This is a genomic window from Pseudomonas sp. D47, from assembly GCF_045447305.1.
Taxonomy (GTDB): domain Bacteria; phylum Pseudomonadota; class Gammaproteobacteria; order Pseudomonadales; family Pseudomonadaceae; genus Aquipseudomonas.
The window spans coordinates 75,355-92,070 of the sequence record NZ_JBJGXU010000021.1; the positions used below are offsets into that span (position 1 = coordinate 75,355).

15 protein-coding genes, 1 other RNA gene and 1 pseudogene are annotated in these 16,716 nt (G+C 57.9%); 13 read left to right on the forward strand and 4 right to left on the reverse strand.

Annotated elements, in window-relative coordinates; all coding sequences use genetic code 11:
* Window positions 1–246: 246 nt before the first annotated feature.
* Together rnpB and rsmI are read right to left on the reverse strand one after the other, a co-directional pair.
* Window positions 247–600, reverse strand: an RNA gene (rnpB, locus tag ACI77I_RS16095) — RNase P RNA component class A.
* A 96-nt stretch (window positions 601–696) separates the two neighbouring features.
* On the reverse strand, window positions 697–1,602 hold the full coding sequence (rsmI, locus tag ACI77I_RS16100) for a 16S rRNA (cytidine(1402)-2'-O)-methyltransferase (RefSeq protein WP_176462944.1): 906 nt from the start codon (window positions 1,600–1,602) through the stop codon (window positions 697–699).
* Between the two features lie 165 nt (window positions 1,603–1,767).
* On the opposite strand from rsmI, the gene ACI77I_RS16105 reads away from it, so the two are divergent.
* The 4 genes from ACI77I_RS16105 to ACI77I_RS16120 all read left to right on the forward strand — a co-directional run bounded on the left by ACI77I_RS16105 (window position 1,768) and on the right by ACI77I_RS16120 (window position 5,214).
* Window positions 1,768–3,579 carry a penicillin-binding protein activator gene (locus ACI77I_RS16105; protein WP_263274529.1) on the forward strand — a complete coding sequence of 604 codons (1,812 nt, stop codon included), beginning with the start codon at window positions 1,768–1,770 and terminating at the stop codon, window positions 3,577–3,579.
* Window positions 3,579–3,950: a YraN family protein gene (locus ACI77I_RS16110; RefSeq protein ID WP_094951282.1), complete on the forward strand. Its 372-nt coding sequence runs from the start codon at window positions 3,579–3,581 to the stop codon at window positions 3,948–3,950. Before ACI77I_RS16105 ends, ACI77I_RS16110 begins: the two co-directional genes overlap by 1 nt.
* 92 nt (window positions 3,951–4,042) lie before the next feature.
* Window positions 4,043–4,636, forward strand: a complete 594-nt coding sequence (locus ACI77I_RS16115) for a phosphoheptose isomerase (RefSeq protein ID WP_003216190.1) — start codon at window positions 4,043–4,045, stop codon at window positions 4,634–4,636.
* On the forward strand, window positions 4,633–5,214 hold the full coding sequence (locus ACI77I_RS16120; protein WP_094951281.1) for a BON domain-containing protein: 582 nt from the start codon (window positions 4,633–4,635) through the stop codon (window positions 5,212–5,214). Before ACI77I_RS16115 ends, ACI77I_RS16120 begins: the two co-directional genes overlap by 4 nt.
* Before the next feature lie 68 nt (window positions 5,215–5,282).
* Here ACI77I_RS16120 and ACI77I_RS16125 read toward each other — a convergent pair whose 3' ends face one another.
* Complete coding sequence (locus ACI77I_RS16125) at window positions 5,283–6,059, reverse strand: OmpA family protein (protein WP_242154508.1); 777 nt, start codon at window positions 6,057–6,059, stop codon at window positions 5,283–5,285.
* Window positions 6,060–7,172: 1,113 nt separating this feature from the next.
* Between ACI77I_RS16125 and ACI77I_RS16130 the strand changes: the two genes are divergently transcribed.
* The 5 genes from ACI77I_RS16130 to ACI77I_RS16150 all read left to right on the forward strand — a co-directional run bounded on the left by ACI77I_RS16130 (window position 7,173) and on the right by ACI77I_RS16150 (window position 12,715).
* Window positions 7,173–7,571: a hypothetical protein gene (locus ACI77I_RS16130; RefSeq protein WP_406997947.1), complete on the forward strand. Its 399-nt coding sequence runs from the start codon at window positions 7,173–7,175 to the stop codon at window positions 7,569–7,571.
* Window positions 7,546–8,862 carry an NAD(P)/FAD-dependent oxidoreductase gene (locus ACI77I_RS16135; protein ID WP_406997948.1) on the forward strand — a complete coding sequence of 439 codons (1,317 nt, stop codon included), beginning with the start codon at window positions 7,546–7,548 and terminating at the stop codon, window positions 8,860–8,862. The genes ACI77I_RS16130 and ACI77I_RS16135 overlap by 26 nt, the downstream gene beginning before the upstream one ends.
* A gap of 62 nt (window positions 8,863–8,924) precedes the next feature.
* The gene (locus ACI77I_RS16140) at window positions 8,925–9,839 is read left to right on the forward strand and encodes a LysR substrate-binding domain-containing protein (protein WP_263275085.1); all 915 of its coding nucleotides are present in this window, start codon (window positions 8,925–8,927) and stop codon (window positions 9,837–9,839) included.
* A gap of 591 nt (window positions 9,840–10,430) precedes the next feature.
* Complete coding sequence (locus ACI77I_RS16145; RefSeq protein WP_406997949.1) at window positions 10,431–10,700, forward strand: hypothetical protein; 270 nt, start codon at window positions 10,431–10,433, stop codon at window positions 10,698–10,700.
* Entirely contained in the window at window positions 10,697–12,715 is a 2,019-nt protein-coding gene (locus tag ACI77I_RS16150) for a S9 family peptidase (protein ID WP_406997950.1), read from the forward strand. The genes ACI77I_RS16145 and ACI77I_RS16150 overlap by 4 nt, the downstream gene beginning before the upstream one ends.
* 22 nt (window positions 12,716–12,737) lie before the next feature.
* On the opposite strand, the pseudogene ACI77I_RS16155 reads toward ACI77I_RS16150, so the two are convergent.
* Window positions 12,738–12,978: pseudogene (locus tag ACI77I_RS16155) on the reverse strand (MBL fold metallo-hydrolase); the annotation flags it as partial.
* A 176-nt stretch (window positions 12,979–13,154) separates the two neighbouring features.
* On the opposite strand from ACI77I_RS16155, the gene ACI77I_RS16160 reads away from it, so the two are divergent.
* Genes ACI77I_RS16160 through ACI77I_RS16175 form a run of 4 tightly spaced genes read left to right on the forward strand, consistent with a single transcriptional unit; the run spans window position 13,155 to window position 16,603 of the window.
* On the forward strand, window positions 13,155–13,745 hold the full coding sequence (locus ACI77I_RS16160) for a paraquat-inducible protein A (RefSeq protein WP_242154497.1): 591 nt from the start codon (window positions 13,155–13,157) through the stop codon (window positions 13,743–13,745).
* Complete coding sequence (locus ACI77I_RS16165) at window positions 13,742–14,386, forward strand: paraquat-inducible protein A (RefSeq protein WP_094953764.1); 645 nt, start codon at window positions 13,742–13,744, stop codon at window positions 14,384–14,386. The genes ACI77I_RS16160 and ACI77I_RS16165 overlap by 4 nt, the downstream gene beginning before the upstream one ends.
* Window positions 14,367–16,028, forward strand: a complete 1,662-nt coding sequence (locus ACI77I_RS16170; RefSeq protein ID WP_406997951.1) for an intermembrane transport protein PqiB — start codon at window positions 14,367–14,369, stop codon at window positions 16,026–16,028. Before ACI77I_RS16165 ends, ACI77I_RS16170 begins: the two co-directional genes overlap by 20 nt.
* A 14-nt stretch (window positions 16,029–16,042) precedes the next feature.
* Complete coding sequence (locus ACI77I_RS16175) at window positions 16,043–16,603, forward strand: membrane integrity-associated transporter subunit PqiC (RefSeq protein ID WP_094953766.1); 561 nt, start codon at window positions 16,043–16,045, stop codon at window positions 16,601–16,603.
* The last annotated feature ends 113 nt before the right edge of the window (window positions 16,604–16,716 follow it).

The following is a 16,716-nucleotide window of genomic DNA, read 5'->3' on the forward strand; positions in this document are numbered from 1 at the left end:
GGATTCAAGGAAAAGCCTTACAGAACGGAGATTTAGGAACGCAAAAGGAGGAGAAACGCGAGTTCTGCGATGTTTTTGACTCAACAATCGCAAATAGCTCATAGAGCTACGGCTCGAAGTTAAAGTAATTTATTAAGAGTAAGATTTTTTTGGTATTACGAAGACGCATCTGCCAATGATTTGGCAGGGAGGGATTCTTGCGTTACTACCGGATTTCTGCCCGAGATTCGGACAAAAGGAAAAAAGGTGGAGAGTCGATCTGTAAGCCGGGTTCTGTCTTGAACAGTCATTCGTCTACGATGGCCATCACTGGACATCTTTAGCAACCTACCCGGTCCCAGCGCGGGCCACGCCTTGGGACCCTATTTGGTCTTGCTCCAAGTGGGGTTTACCTAGCCACGAACTGTTGCCAGTCGTGCGGTGCGCTCTTACCGCACCTTTTCACCCTTACCGGCACCGAAGTGCTTAGGCGGTTATTTTCTGTGGCACTTTCCGTAGGCTCACGCCTCCCAGGCATTACCTGGCACTTCGCCCTATGGAGCCCGGACTTTCCTCCCCCCCCTAATTTTCATAGAGGGCAGCGACTGTCCAATCGACTCTCCGCCGCGAAGGTTAACGGCACGGCGGGCTGAGGACAAGTATTAAAAGTGCGCCAATGCCATCACGTTCAGACGGAATACCGCTTTGCCCCCGGAACTATTCGGCCTTCTGTTTATCCAGCGCGGCTTGATACAACACATTCTTGCGTACGCCGGTAATTTCGGCCGCCAAGGCTGCAGCCCGCTTGAGCGGCATTTCCTTGAGCAGCAAATCGAGAATACGCATGGCCTCGCTGCCCACCGCATCTTCGTCTTCCGGAGCCGTCCAGCCAGCCACCAGCACCACGCACTCGCCGCGCTGCTGGTTGCTGTCGCCCTCGACGAAGGCACGTAGCTCCTCCAGCGGCAGGCCTTTGAGGGTTTCGAAGGTTTTAGTCAGCTCACGCGCCAACAGCGCAAGGCGCTCGCCGCCGAAGACCAGTTCCATGTCTTGCAGGCATTCAAGGATGCGGTGCGGGGCTTCATAGAAGATCAGCGTGCGCGGCTCTTCCTTCAAGGCCTGCAGACGCGCGCGGCGCCCAACGGTCTTGGCCGGCAGAAAACCCTCGAAGATAAAGCGATCCGACGGCAACCCGGCTGCTGATAATGCAGCAATCAGCGCGCACGCCCCCGGAACAGGCACTACATTGATACCAGCAGCACGCGCCTGTCGGACCAAGTGGTAGCCAGGATCGGAAATCAGCGGAGTACCGGCATCGGAGATCAGCGCCACATCGTCACCGGCCAGCAAGCGCGTGATAAAACGGCTGCCCTCTTCGCGCTCGTTATGCTCGTGGCAGGCGGCAAGTGGCGTGCTGATACCAAAGTGCTGCATCAAACGCTGGGAGTGTCGCGTATCTTCCGCCGCGATCAGTTTTACCTCGCGCAACACTTTCAGCGCCCGAGCACTGATATCGTCCAGGTTGCCAATGGGCGTCGCCACGACAAAAAGCGAGCCTGCAGTGGAATTCAAAGGACCTGGAGCAGTCAAAACGCACACCTCGATGGTTGGGAAAAGTCGCATTGTAGCGCGTAGGCGCCTCGATACTATGCCCCCGAGGTCGGCCGTCTATACCTGCTGGCAACATTTGTACGACCTAAATTGACGGTTTCACGCCAGTAACATCGCGCCTGGGCCAGTGCTTGGGTACAATTCCACGCTAACTTGATCGGTATCAGGAACACTTACATGATCGCTTGCCTGCGGCTGCTCTCCGCCCTCTGCCTCGCTGCCTTATTGGCCGCTTGCGCCAGCTCGCCCTCGTCCAGCCTTGGCGAACTCCCCCGGACCCCGGATGCCAGTATCGAGCAACTGCTCGAACAGGCGACCTCCGCCAATACGCCAGAAAAGGCCGCGATGCTGCGTCTGAGTGCGGCAGACCTGGCCTACCACCAGAACAACCCAGGCCGTTCGTCGCAGATTCTTGCGCAAGTGCCCCTGGATGTACTGAAGCCTGCCGCGCAAGTATTTGCCAGTACGCTGGCTGCCGAACTGGCGATGACTCGCAACCAGCCCAAGGCTGCGTTGACGGCGCTGAACCATCCCAGCCTGCAAAGCCTGAAGGAGCTGCCGACCGACCAGCAGATCCGTACGGGCACCGTGCATGCCCGCGCCTATGAAGCCGATGGCCAGACCCTGGCTGCCGCGCGTGAGCGTGTCGCCATGGCCCCGCTGCTGACCGGCGACGCCGCGGCCAGCAACCACGACGCCATCTGGTCGCTGATTGCGGCGCTGCCGGCTGAACAACTGCAAGCCAGTGGCAACCCGACGCTCGACGGCTGGATCAGCTTGGCCAAGGCGGTCAAGGGCGCCGGAACCCTGGAGCAACAACAAGCCGCCATCGATACCTGGCGCGCGCAGAACCCAGGGCATCCAGCGGCCGTCAATCTGCCAACCCCGCTGACCAAGCTCAAGGAACTGGCCAGCCAACCGCTGAACAAGATCGCTTTGCTGCTGCCGCAAGAAGGTCCGCTGGCAGGTGTCGCCAAGGCGCTGCGCGAGGGCTTCATGGCCGCTCACTACCAGGCCGAACAAGCCGGGCAGAAGCCGCCGGTCATCGAGTTCTATGACAGCTCGCGCATGTCCTCCATTGACGACTTCTATGCCAAGGCCCAGGCCGCTGGCGTGCAACTGGTGGTCGGCCCGCTGGAAAAACCGCTGGTCAGACAACTCGCCTCGCGTGGGCAATTGCCGATCACAACCCTGGGGCTGAATTACAGCGAACTGAATGAAAACCCGCCGCAACTGTTCCAGTTCGGCCTGGCCGCTGAAGACGAAGCCCGTGAAGTCTCGCGTCGCGCCCGCGCCGACGGCCTTCACCGCGCCGCCGCCATGGTGCCCAAAGGCGAATGGGGCGAGCGTGTCTACAAGGCCTTCCGCCAGGACTGGGAAGCCAATGGCGGCACCGTCGTCGGCGTCGAGTACGTCGACCAGCCAGTGGCCCTCGCCCAGCAGATTGCCGAGCTGTTCCAACTGCGTAAAAGCGAAGGCCGCGCCAAGAGCCTGCAAAACACTGTTGGCACCGACGTAGCGGCCCAACCATCGCGCCGCCAGGACATCGAGTTCATCTTCCTGGCTGTGACGCCGCAACTGGCCCAGCAGATCAAGCCGACCCTGAACTTCCAATACGCCGGTGACGTGCCTGTGTATGCGACGTCCCACGTGTTCAGTGCCAGCGGCGACAAGAACCAGTACCTGGACATGACCAACGTCATGTTCTGTGAAACCCCTTGGTTGCTCAACACCACTGACCCGCTGCGCAACCAGGTTGCCGCACAATGGCCACAGGCCAATGGCAGCCTCGGCCGTTTGTACGCGATGGGCGCCGACGCCTACCGCCTGGCACCTCGCCTGGGCCAACTCAAGGCGCTGCCGGATACGCGCGTTGACGGCCTCTCAGGCAGCCTGGGCATCGGCGGCTACCAGCGCGTTGACCGCCAGATGCCGTGGGCGAAGTTCGTCGGCGGTGACATTCAACGCCTTCCGGACACCCCGCGCTGATGCCCGAGCGGTCCAGTGCACAAAGCGGCAAGGATGCCGAACTTCAAGCTCTCCAGTATCTGCAACAACAGGGCCTGCGCCTCCTGGCGCAGAACTGGTTGTGTAAACGCGGTGAGCTTGATCTGGTCATGCTTGACGGCGATACAGTAGTATTCGTCGAAGTCCGCTACAGAAAACACGCACAATGGGGTGGCGCGCTCGCCAGTATCGACGGGCGCAAGCGTCAGAAGCTGATACTCGCCGCGCAGTTTTTCCTGCAAAAAGAGCATCGCTGGGCTGACTCCCCCTGCCGTTTCGATGTGGTTGCCATAGAAAGCACACCGTCTGGCCACGCTGATCTGAACTGGCTGAAAGATGCCTTCGACAGCTGATTCACCGGACATTTTCACCACACACTTTTGCTCTTTGCTTTGCGGGCTGCACACACCTGTGCCAAACAGCCGCGCTACTTAAGGTCACACAGATGGACATGCAATCCCGAATTCGCCAGCTTTTCCAGGCCAGCATCGACACCAAGCAACAGGCGATGGACGTACTTGCACCGCACATCGAGCAAGCCAGTCAGGTCATGGTCAATGCCTTGCTCAACGAGGGCAAAATGCTTTCGTGCGGCAACGGCGGTTCGGCCGGTGATGCCCAGCATTTCTCCTCCGAGCTGCTCAACCGCTTCGAGCGCGAGCGCCCGAGCCTGCCGGCCATCGCCTTGACCACCGACACGTCGACGATTACCTCGATCGCCAACGACTACAGCTACAACGAAATTTTCTCCAAGCAGATCCGCGCCCTGGGCCAACCGGGTGACGTGTTGCTGGCGATTTCCACCAGCGGCAACTCGGCCAATATTATTCAAGCGATCCAGGCCGCACATGATCGCGAAATGATTGTCGTAGCATTGACCGGACGCGATGGCGGCGGCATGGCCTCGCTGCTGTTGCCGGAAGACGTGGAGATTCGCGTCCCGGCCAATGTCACCGCACGCATTCAGGAAGTCCACCTGCTGGCGATCCACTGCCTGTGCGATCTGATCGACAGCCAACTGTTCGGGAGTGAAGAATGACCGTTAACCGCCTCAGCCTTTTGGCCATTACGCTGTGCCTCGCCATTAGCGGCTGCAGCACGGCAATCACCGCGACACGCGACACACCCATTCAGGATGACCGGGGCACACGCACTTTCGGCAGCAAGATTGATGACTCGCTGATCGAAACCAAGGTAGAAGTCAACGTCGCCAAGGCTGCTACAGACCTGGGCAACGGCGCATCGCGCATCGTCGTGACCAGCTTCAACGGCGTGGTGCTGCTCGCTGGCCAAACCCCGCGTGCCGACCTCAAGGCCCAGGCTGAACAAGCAGCCTCGACCGTGCAACGGGTGAAGAAGGTCCACAACGAACTGCAAGTCATGGACCCGATCACGCTGCTGGCGATCAGCAACGATGCCTTGCTGACCACCAAGATCAAGGCACAGATGCTCACCGACAACGCCATTCCGGGCTCGCGCATCAAGATCGTCACCGACAACGGCATCGTCTACATGATGGGCCTGCTGACCCAGGCGGAAGCCACTCGGGCGTCCAACTTGGTACAGGGCGTGTCAGGCGTGCAGAAGATCGTGAAAGTGTTCGAATACATCGATTGATGTAAACGACAGCCACAAAAAAGGGCGCCGTGCATTGACTGCACGGCGCCCTTTTTAGTGGCCTGCGTTTATTGGTACTGCTGGTACGGGTTGCCTTGGAACTGGTTGTTCTGCGCAGGCGCCTGCTGTTGCTGCTGGCCAGGCTGGCCGTACTGCTGGCCTGGGATCGGGCCGAGGTTAACCTCGACGCGACGGTTCTGGGCGCGGCCATTCACGTCGGCGTTGCTGGCAATCGGGTTATCCGGGCCGGCACCGCGTGCGCTCAGGTTGGTCGGGCTAACGCCTTGGGACGTCAGGTAGTTGGCCACGCTCTGCGCACGGCGCTGGGACAGGTCCATGTTCAGCTGGCGGCTGCCAGTGCTGTCGGTGTAGCCGACGATCTGGATAGTGTTCTGGTTGAACTGCTTGAGCGAGTTGGCCAGGTTGTTCAGCGGGGTGTAGAAACTGCCGGCAATATCCGCCGAGTTGGTAGCAAACGTGATGTTGCCCGGCATGATCAGCTTGATCTGGTCGCCTTGGCGCTGCACTTCAACCCCAGTGTTGGCCATGCTTTCACGCAGTTTCTTTTCCTGCTGGTCAGCGTAGTAGCCGTAGCCGGCAGCACCGAGGCCGGCGATGGCACCCCCTATCAGCGCGCCCTTGCCGCGGTTGTTATGGTCGATGGCTGCACCGGCTAATGCACCGGCGAGGGCACCCAGGCCGCCGTACTTGGCGGTTTTGCTGATACCGCCTTGCGAACCGTTATTAGCCTGCCCCTGGCTGCCGTCATAAGGATTGGGTGAGGCGCAACCGGACAACAGGGCTACAGCGGTAGCAACAACAAGAAGACGACGCGGAGTAAACATGAAGGGAGCTCCTACTTTTGCATTCTGTGGTGCAAAGGACATTGGCAATGGGCCTGTGCCGAGTTTTGAACGCGACAAACGGTAAAAATTCCGTGGCGGTTTCCAGAGCCGCGACAAAAGGCCGGCCACGTTTGCTGCTTTGGAAAACGTAGCAGACGTAGGCTGAACGCGGGCTGTGTTTTCGCAAGCGGGGTGTCTATCCGTTATTTACGTGATGGCAGATATGGGCTGAGCCCTTACGGCGGGTCACTTTTGGAAAAGAGCCCGATTCGAAGCTCAGTACATCCGGTAAAGGGTGTACTGCTCTTTAGGCTGTACTCGGTCAAATGTGGGTGCTGGCTGGCCTGCGATGCAGACACCTCGGTGTATCAGGCATAACCAGATGACCTCGAATGGAACAATTCGATAACAATCAGGATGACCCATTCAACCACATGGCAGTGCGGGCGGGAGATATCATCTTTGTTCTTCCTCCCACGTCCGGAGCAAGACACTTAGGTGCAGCCATCTTTGTTGAGTAACGTCAGGCAGATCGTCTAAGAACGAGTCAAAAGACTTTGCTTCTTAAGATCGTGATGCGGGGATGTCCTTCCATGCTCACTGAACCTGATGAGCATTTTCCGTTGCATGCAAATTTCGCATGCAAACCAGAACGCCTTTACGTTTCCACCTTCAGCTAATTATGGGTAACGTTTCCCTGGCAGCAGGTGTCCGCCCGCGTCCCTTCGACATAACAATAATTCAGTTGAGGTAAGCCCCATGGAAAGTTTCCCCCGCTATCCACCTAGCCCATTGGGTGCTCAAACATCTGAGTACCAAAGCCCGAGCATTCTTTCCACGCCAACTATATCGGCCCTACTACTGGTTTGGTACAAAACTTATTCCCTGGGCCCATGCGCGCGAAAGGAGTTGCGATTCTACTTTTTGTTGCCAGTTTTGCGAAGCTTGCGACAGTTCCACAATTAATAGGATTCCTCTCAGACGCCCTGCCCACCTAATTAGTGAACCCGAAAGTTCGCTACGATTCGTCCTTTTAGGCTGCGCATTTACTGGATCCTGGGCTGCCTATCACTACTGGGCAGCAGCGTACTATATAAACATGGAGCTTAGAACATGATTAAACCTATCTTGCCTTTGCATATTCCGCATGCTGACATCGCCTATTTAGCTAGACCCTTGTCCGGTAGCGCACACGTCACGTTGGGCTGGAGTATACCGGATAACGGCGTGTCGCCACTGTGCGCGGGTTTTACCAACTGGGATGGCGATGAGTCTCCTTTCAAGACCTTGGATTACGATGAAATTATTTTAGTGCTTGAAGGTTACTTTGGTTTTGAACTTGAGGACGGTCAACGGTTTGTAGGTGGACCGGGCGATACGTTGAGAATATCGAAGTGGACACGGGTACGCTATTTTGGTGAGGGTGCCAAAGCATTTTTCGTCATTACTCCACCCGCCCAGTTAAACTTAGCAGAGCGAAAAATATATGCAGATCAAACTTCGCCCGAATGACGACTGTACTAATGGCTGGTCGGCAATTCTGCATCCCCGAACGCCTGCTCCGGCTCTAAAAGAAGCGATCAGTGCCGACTGGCTGGTCATCGGCGCAGGTTTTGCCGGGTTGGCGACGGCACGTCGTCTTGCGCAAAACTGTCCTAATGATCGTATTATCATCTTGGAAGCGGGTGTTGCCGGCGACAATGCCTCAGGGCGTAACTCGGGTTTCGCGATCGACGTGCCGCACAATGTCGGGAGCTCAACCGCCGAGCTTGAAAAAGCCGTCAACTACAAGCGTTTAATGAACGCCGGCATCGCTCACCTCAAAGAGGTCGTTGATACGCATTCCATTGACTGTAGCTGGAGTCAACGCGGTAAATATCACTGTGCTGCATCCGCTAAACTCGTTGACTCTCTGCTCAAACACCATGCTGAAGAATTGGAGAGGCTCAAAGAACCTTACGTATGGTTCGATCGCGATCAGTTGCGCGAAAGGCTTGGGACGTCCTTTTTCCGTTCGGGCATCTACACGCCGGGATGCATTCTTTTAAATCCTGCCGCCTTGACCCGAGGCTTGGCGGACACCTTACCCAATAACGTTGTGTTGTATGAAAACAGCCCTGTTACGTGGCTGGACTTCGAGGGGAAAGTGCATGCCAAAACAGCGTTCGGAGAGGTGCGGGCTCGGAAACTCATTCTTGCGAATAACGGAAGTATCGGCCAATTACCCGGCTTCGAACGGCAATTATTTACAGTGGCTTCATACGCAAGCCTGACGCACCCTTTAAGTGAAGAACAAAGGTTGCGACTGGGCAATATCGAAGAATGGGGCGTCACACCTGCTAATGCTATTAGCGGGGCAACAATGCGCTTTACGCAGGATCATCGTCTTCTTATTCGACAGCAATTCGATTACACCCCATCAATGAGCGTCACCGAACAATCAAGAATTCACGTTCGCGGGCAGCATCGGGACGTTTTTCTTTCGCGTTTTCCGGAGTTGAGCGATGTTCAAATGGAACATTTCTGGATGGGTTTTTTTAGCATTACACGAAATGGTTCCCCGCGTTGGGGGCGGGTAAGGTCCAATACTTATGCGGCGGCGGGCTGTAATGGCGTGGGAATCTCAAAGCAAACTGTTTCTGGGGTAACACTCGCGGATCTGGCGTGTGGCATTGAAAACCCGTTGATTGACGACATGTACGCTTTGGGGGAGCCTACACGCTTGCCTCCCCGGCCATTATTGGATTTGGGTGTAAAAGCCTACCTCGCCAAGGAGTGTTGGAAAGGGCGAAAAGAATACTGACGAACCCAGAGGCGCGTGCCAATTTGAACAGCCATCGAAAGCGATTGCCTCCCTTGCAGACCATGGAAGCCTTTGCGGCTGCCGCCACTTATCTCAGTTTTACCAAGGCGGGGGTAGAGCTGAACCTTTCTCAAAGCGCTGTCAGTCGTCAAGTGAAGCAACTGGAGGACAGAATAGGCGTGCCTCTGTTCCTGCGACGTCACAAGGTTCTCGAACTTACCAAAGCAGGGCAAATTTTACTGGAGGGGGTGGGGCGTAGCATTGATGAATTAAGGCGAAGTATAGACGCTATCCATTCTATCCTGAGCCCTACCATTACCATTTCTGCCAGTACCGCTATCGCGAGTTTCTGGCTACTGCCTGGCATTGCGGAATTCAAAGCTGCCTACCCAGAAATGCGCGTGCGTGTCATCGCCGCTGACGAGCATGGTTACTCAGGACTTCTCAATGGTGAGACAGATTTCGCCATTATTTATGATCAATTGCCATCGTACGGCTTTGAGGGAACAGAACTGTTCGACGAATTAATCTTCCCGGCCTGTTCACCGCTCTATCTGCACCCCCGTACTATCGCAGCTGCGGCTGATTTAATGAGCGAGACACTGATTGATTTTGAGATCAAGCATTTACGAACTGTCAGGGGATGGTCTGATTGGTTTCGTCAAATGGGTATGCCGATCGGAGAGGCGAGATACTCATTAATGGTATCCAACTACGACTTGGCATCACGGGCAGCTCAAGCAGGTCAGGGCATCACGTTAATGTGGTCATATGTTGCGCCGCTACAGGAATTCCGAGCCGGACGTCTGATCCGGCCCATCGACGTTTTTGTGAGGACAGGCCACAAAGAATATTTGATCCACGCACCGTTACTCCAAAAGTCATCGGCTCACGAAGTGTTCAGAAATTGGCTCGTCGCTTACGCTCAAAAAACGAGGGAGGATATCGATGCGTTTTTTTCTGAAGCAGACGCTTGAGCACTGAGCTGATTAACCACATAGAGAGATGAATCTATTACAGGAATAATGACTGCATTCATGGCTTGCAGCTCAAGATTAAGCTTCTCTTTATCTAAGTGAGAACAATCCGTCGCTAGGACTGTTTGAGTCCTGAACTAAAAGGCCATCTGCTACCGAACTGTAAATACCCCGAAACGCGATAGAGCGCTAGTATCAGCCTCGAATGTTTCGTCGAAATAGCCCTCAAGGCTTTTTTCGAATTCATGCGGCAGTTTCTGTTGACAGAAAGGACAGTCACGTCAGTAAGGCCCAAGGACTTCATACTGAACCTGATGACCATTTTCCGTTGCCTGCAAATTTTGCATGCAAACCAGAACGCCTTTGCGTTTCCACCTTCAGCTAATTATGGGTAACGTTGCCCTGGCAGCAGGTGTCCGCCCACGCCCCTTCGACATAACAATAATTCAGTTAAGGTAACCCCCATGGAAAGTTCCCCCCCGCTATCGACCTAGCCCATTGGGTGCTCAAACATCTGAGTACCAAAGCCCGAGCCTTCTTTCCCCGTCAACGCTGGTTGCCTAACTGGGTCTGCCCGCATCGGAGGTTATGATGTCGATACACACCGTGACTGACATACCCGCTTCATCAAGCGCCGAACATCCCGGTATTCTCCGTGTCGCTGGCGCGTGGATCACACTTTTCCTATTGACCATCGTATACATCATAAATATGGCCGACCGTTTTGTGCTTTCCACGTTAATAGAACCCATCAAGCACGCGTTTAATTTGAGCGATACTTCTGTCGGTTTTCTTACCGGTGTTGCGTTGGCTATTTTTATGCTGTCGGTCGTGATTGTTTTTTGGGGGGGCTTGAAATGAAGAAACCAGTGAATTTGGTTGACCCCGTATTGGCAGCTGGTGTGGCGTTTCCGGCGTTTGCTCAGGCGGCAACGAATGGCAGCGCCCTACCCAATGGCAGCATTGCAATGAGTCGCGACGCGGCCGCTGACTCCAACTCGGACATCGTAGTAACCGCGCAAAACCTGCACTGCTTCGACCAGATCGCGCTCGATCCCGAAGGCAGGCTTGTCGCCAGTATCGAGGGCGACGTAACCGCGACCGGCGTCCAAGCGACGCACAATGCCGTCGTCCTGCGCCGGCTCGGCGAAGCGCGGCTGGCGCCGGTCCGGCAGGTTGCGACCTGCGACCATTGCACCTTTTCGGGGGTCGCGGTGGCCAGCAACGGTGCGGTCACCTACCTGATGCGACGTCCCGACGGGCGCACGGACGTGATCGTCGATACGGCCGGCCAGCAGCGCACGCTGGCGAGCATCGACGGCAATGCCTCGACGCCGCGCTGGTCGCCATCGGGATCGGCGCTCGGCCTGCTCGTCACGATTGCGCCGCGCAAGGAAACCGGCCCGACCCAGCCGGGCGCGCGCACGATCGGTGAGCAGGGAGCGAACGAAGATCGCCAGCGGCTCGCGATCGTCGATGAAGCAACAGGCGCGATCCGGTTCGCCAGCACGCCCGAGCTGTTCGTATTCGATTTCGACTGGGCGCCCGACGGTGCAGGCTTGGTCGGCATCGCGGTCGCGGGCCATGCCGAACTGCTCGCATTCTGCGCGAATACTGAAAGCGCGGGACGGTTGGTCGTGGCCCCGCAGCGGCAGCTCATGGGTGCCCGCGTCTCGCCGGACGGTACGCAGGTCGCGTTCATCAGCGGTCTGATGTCGGACTATAATCAGGGCGGCGGCGACATCTACACCGTCCCCATCGCCGGCGGACCGGCGCGCAACGTCACGGCAGGTGCCGACGCGACGTTTAATGCAGTCCAGTGGCAGGGGCGGCAGCTGGTTGCAGCGGGCGTTCGCAAGAACAGTGTGATCGTTGTCAAACTCGATCCTGCAGATGGCCGGTTGAAGACGCTCTGGTCCGACGCCACCTCCGCCGTCTCAGCCAATGGCGGTCACAACCGGATCGTTCTGTCGCAGGACGGCAAAAGCATCGCGGGCATTTACGAGGGCTATGATCGTGCGCCCGAGCTGATCGCGGGCGGTATACCGCATCCCACGGTCGTGTCGGATGCCAACCGCGCGATGGCAGGTATTGCCAGCGGACAAAGCATCACCTGGTCGAGCGACGGCTACGACGTCCAAGGCTGGCTGGTGACGCCTCTGGCGTCCACCCAGCACAAACGCAGGCCGCTCGTCGTCGTCGTCCATGGCGGGCCGTCGGACTACGGTGGACCAGAATTCATCTGGGAAGGCTGGCGTCGCGGCCTGATTGAGCGTGGCTATGCGCTGTTCTTTCCCAATTTCCGTGGCAGCGCCGGCCGGGGCGAAGCGTTCCGACAGGCCAATCTGCTCGATCTGGGCGGCGGCGACCTACGCGACATTCTGTCGGGCGTGGACAAGGTCGAAAAGACGATATCGATCGATCCCGACCGGATCGGAATCACGGGCTTCAGCTACGGAGGTTTCATGTCTATGTGGGCCGTGACGCAAACCCAACGTTTCAAGGCGGCGGCAGCGGGCGCCAGCATCGCCAACTGGGTCAGTTATTACGGGCAGAACGGGATCGACAAATGGTTGCTGCCCTATTTCGGCGGCACCCCCCATGACAACCGCAAGGCCTATGAAGCGGCATCGCCACTCAACTTCGTCAACACCGTCACGACGCCCACGTTCATCTATGTCGGCGAGCGGGATATCGAGACGCCGCCGGTCCAGTCCCGCGAATTCTGGAAGGCTCTACGCGACAAGGGCGTCCCCACGACGTTGATGATCTACGCCGACGAAGGGCATCGGCTGCGCAATCCGAGCAACGCCGCCGATGCCGCACGGCGCATCGTCGACTGGTTCGATCACTACATGCCCTGCCCGGACTGCTGACGCTATCGCCGAGTGGTCACCGGGCGCCCGCCCTCTGTTTCAACTGCCCCGACGCCAGGAAGTGCTCAAGGTGCGCGTGAGTATGGATAATACTCACCACCTTCAACCCCAACGCATTAAGGCGCGCCAGGATCAGCTCATGATGACCGCCCGGGTCAACCACAATGGCTTTTTTTGGTAATCGGGTCACCGATGATCGTGCAGTTGCACTGCAACGGCCCGACGGGAAAGGTTTCACGGATCAGCGCGCCTTTTTTCGATATTCATGGGCGTTTCTGCAAGCGCTATGGCACATTCCAGGCGCAGTATGGTTGACCTTACCCCCGCCCCGCTCCGGAAGGGATCAAACCTGCGGCATCTCAACTGCTAAGCTGTTCAAGCGCCATTGAATCAGTAGCACTGTCCAAGACCGCAGCGCATCGCGTTTGGAGCAAGACATATGGCGAATCAACGGGTCATCTGCGAACACTGCGACTGCGTGTACGAAAAAGTTACGCTCGCCAAGCATCAAAAAGCCCTGTGCACACGCTGCGAAGGCGTATTGCAGCGCTACAACGGCCTGTCGGTGCAACAGCGCCTCGCCCTGAGCGTCACCGCCGCCGTCCTGTGGACGTTTGCTAACTTCTACCCAGTGATGAGCATCAGCCTGCAAGGTTTGAAAAACAGCGCGACCCTTTGGGATTCAGTGGTTGCGTTGAGCCTGGGGCCGATCACTTTTATTGCGTTGGTGGCAGCAATTTCCATCATCATCGCGCCGGTGTTCCAGCTGCTGTTGCTGATCTGGGTCTTGAGTTTCGCCCTGTCCGGCAGGCGCTCACCGGCGTTCAAGCTGTGCATGCGCTGGCTGGAAGCGCTGAGGCCGTGGAGCATGCTTGAAGTCTGCCTGCTCGGCGCCATGGTGGCGGTGTTCAAGCTGGCAGGCATGCTCGACGTGATACCCGGCACCGGCCTGTTTGCGTTAGCGGCCCTCAGCCTGTTGCTGATCCGCATCGCCGGGCGGGATGTGCGCGACCTGTGGGACACCTTATGAACTCACCGCCGACCGCCCGCGAGCTCAACCTGTGCCTGTGCCACACCTGCGGCCAGCCCTGCGACATGAGCGCCGCGCCCACCGAATGCGACCGCTGCGGCGCGGCCCTGCACTGGCGCAAAGAGCACTCGCTGACCCGCACCTGGGCCTACCTGCTCACGGCCCTTGCGTTTTATGTGCCGGCGAACTTACTGCCGGTGATGAAAACAACGATGCTCGGCTCGGGCGCAGACAGCACTATCATGAGCGGCGTGCTGGAGTTCTGGCAGCATGGCGCCTGGGACATTGCCCTGATCATTTTCATCGCCAGTATTGCGGTGCCGGGCATCAAGTTCGTGTCGCTGGCCCTGCTGCTGATCACCGTGCAGCGCAACAGCCTGTGGGCGCGCAAGGAGCGCTCGAAGCTGTTCCGGTTTGTCGAGCTCATCGGCTACTGGTCGATGCTCGATGTGATCGTGGTTGCGCTGGTGGCCGCACTCGTCCAGTTCCAGGCGCTGGGCACCATCGAGCCGCGCCTGGGTATTTTGTTTTTTGGCCTGGTGGTGGTGTTTACGATGCTGGCGGCCATGAGTTTCGACCCCCGGTTGATCTGGGAAAACCCACACAACGAGGAGCGCTTGGATGACGCCACACAACACTGACACGCATACAAGCACATCTGCTGCCACGCCTGCGATCAAGACGCGGCGCTTCAGCGTTTCGCTGGTGTGGATCGTGCCGATTGTCGCGGTGCTGGTGGGCATCTCGCTGGTGGTTCACAACGTCCTGCAACAAGGCCCGACCATCACCCTCAACTTCAAGACCGGCAGCGGCCTGGTCGCCAACAAAACCGAGGTCAAATACCGCAACGTGGTGATCGGCCAGGTGTCCGACGTTGCCCTGAGCGATGACCAGAAAAGCGTCAACGCCACCATCAAGCTGGCCAAGCAGGCGGAAAGCTTCACCCGCGAAGACTCGAAGTTCTGGGTGGTGCGCCCGCGCATCGGCGCCGGTGGCGTGTCCGGCATCGATACCTTGCTGTCCGGCGACTACATCGGTGCCGACATCGGCCAGTCCGATACCCGCGCCAAACAGTTCAAGGGCCTGGAAAACCCGCCCCCCATCACCTACGGCGAGCCGGGCAAACGCTTCACCCTGCACACCCAAGGCCTGGGGTCGCTGGATATCGGCTCGCCGGTGTATTACCGCAAAATCCCCGTGGGCCAGGTCGTGGCCTATGAGCTGGATGCCGAAGGCAAAGGGGTGAATATCGAGGTGTTCGTGCATGCGCCCAACGATGTGTATGTCACCGAAAACACGCGGTTCTGGAATGCCAGCGGCATTGACCTGAGCGTCGGCGCCAATGGTTTCGCGCTGAAAACCGAATCCTTGTCGTCGATGCTGGCCGGCGGCATCGCGTTCCAAGCGCCGCCCTACAGCCCCAATGACAAACCCGCCGACGAAGACCATGCCTATGAGCTGTTCGACGACCAGCAAAGCGCCCTCGCCCCTCCCAACGGCAAAGGGCAATACATGGTCTTGCGCTTTGATCAGGCACTGCGTGGCCTTAAAGTCGGCGCGCCGGTTGAGTTCCTCGGCGTCGAGTTCGGCAAAGTGGTGTCGATCAACTTGGATTACGACGCCAAGAAACGCAGCTTTCCGATCAACGTCGGCATCGTGATTTATCCACAATTGCTCGGGGAGGCCAATACCAAGCTGCTCCAGGCCACCCAGCATGACCCCAACGATGAGGCCGGCGGCGTGCGCTTGATCGGCACGTTCATCGAAAATGGCCTGCGCGCCCAGGCTCGCAGCGGCAGCCTGCTGACCGGCCAGTTGTACGTCGCCCTGGATTTCTTCCCGAAAGCCGAGAAAGTCGCGTTTGACCCGAGCCTGCGCCCGATCAACATACCGACAATCCCTGGCAACCTGGAGCAACTGCAGGAAAAACTCGAAGGCATCGTCAACAAGATCAACCAACTGCCCATCGAGCGCATTGCCGGTAACCTCGACAGTAACCTGGTCGAGCTGCGCAAGGGCCTGACCCAGTTCAATGCCAAGACCCTGCCGAGTGTGCAGAACACGCTGTCTGACGTGAGCAAAACCTTGCAATCAGCCAACTCAACCCTGGCCGAAGACTCGCCGCAACGCGAACAACTGACCCAAACCCTGGATGAACTGGGCCGCATGTCGCGCTCCTTGCGCGAGCTGTCGGATTACCTCGGCCGGCACCCCGAATCGCTGATTCGCGGGCGCCCCGACAACGCCGCGCCGACCGGCCTGCAAGGCCCACCCCGCAAATGAGCATTGGAGCAGCCATGACGTTTCCGTTGAAAATCACCTGGGTCACCGCCTTGCTGTTACTGGCGGCCTGCAGCAGTGAGCCGATTGCGTTCCACACCCTGACCCCGGCGCACTGGAACAACAGCACGCGCGCCGAAGCCGCGGGTATCCGTATCGAAAGCATCAGCGTGCCGCCGCAGGTCGACCGGCCGCAGATCGTGATTCGCCAAGGCGACAGCGGCGTGGCGATTCTTGAAACCCAATGGTGGGCCGCCAGCCTGGCGGATGAGCTCAAAAGTGCGCTGGTGGATCAACTGGCCAACAGCAACGCCCGGCAAGCCCTGTCGTTGCGCGTTGAAGTGCAGCGCTTCGACTCGGTGCCCGGGCAGTACGCGTTGTTCGACGTGAGGTGGCGGCTAAGGCCGACCGGCGGCGGTGATCGCCCTGCCCTGAGCTGCCGCACCACCTTGCAGTCACCCGCAGGCCCGAGCATCGACGACGTGGTGGTTGCGCACCAGAACAACGTCAAACGTTTCGCTGCGCTGATCAGCCAAACGGTCGACAAGTCCCTGCAAGCGTGCCCGACGGCGCCGTAGACCTTAAGTAATACGCGGTAAACATGTGAGAGCTGGCTTGCCTGCGATACGCATGGGTATCTACGCAAATTTTTGTGTTGCGCTGAGCTTTTGACGGGGTTTTTAGGTAGGTA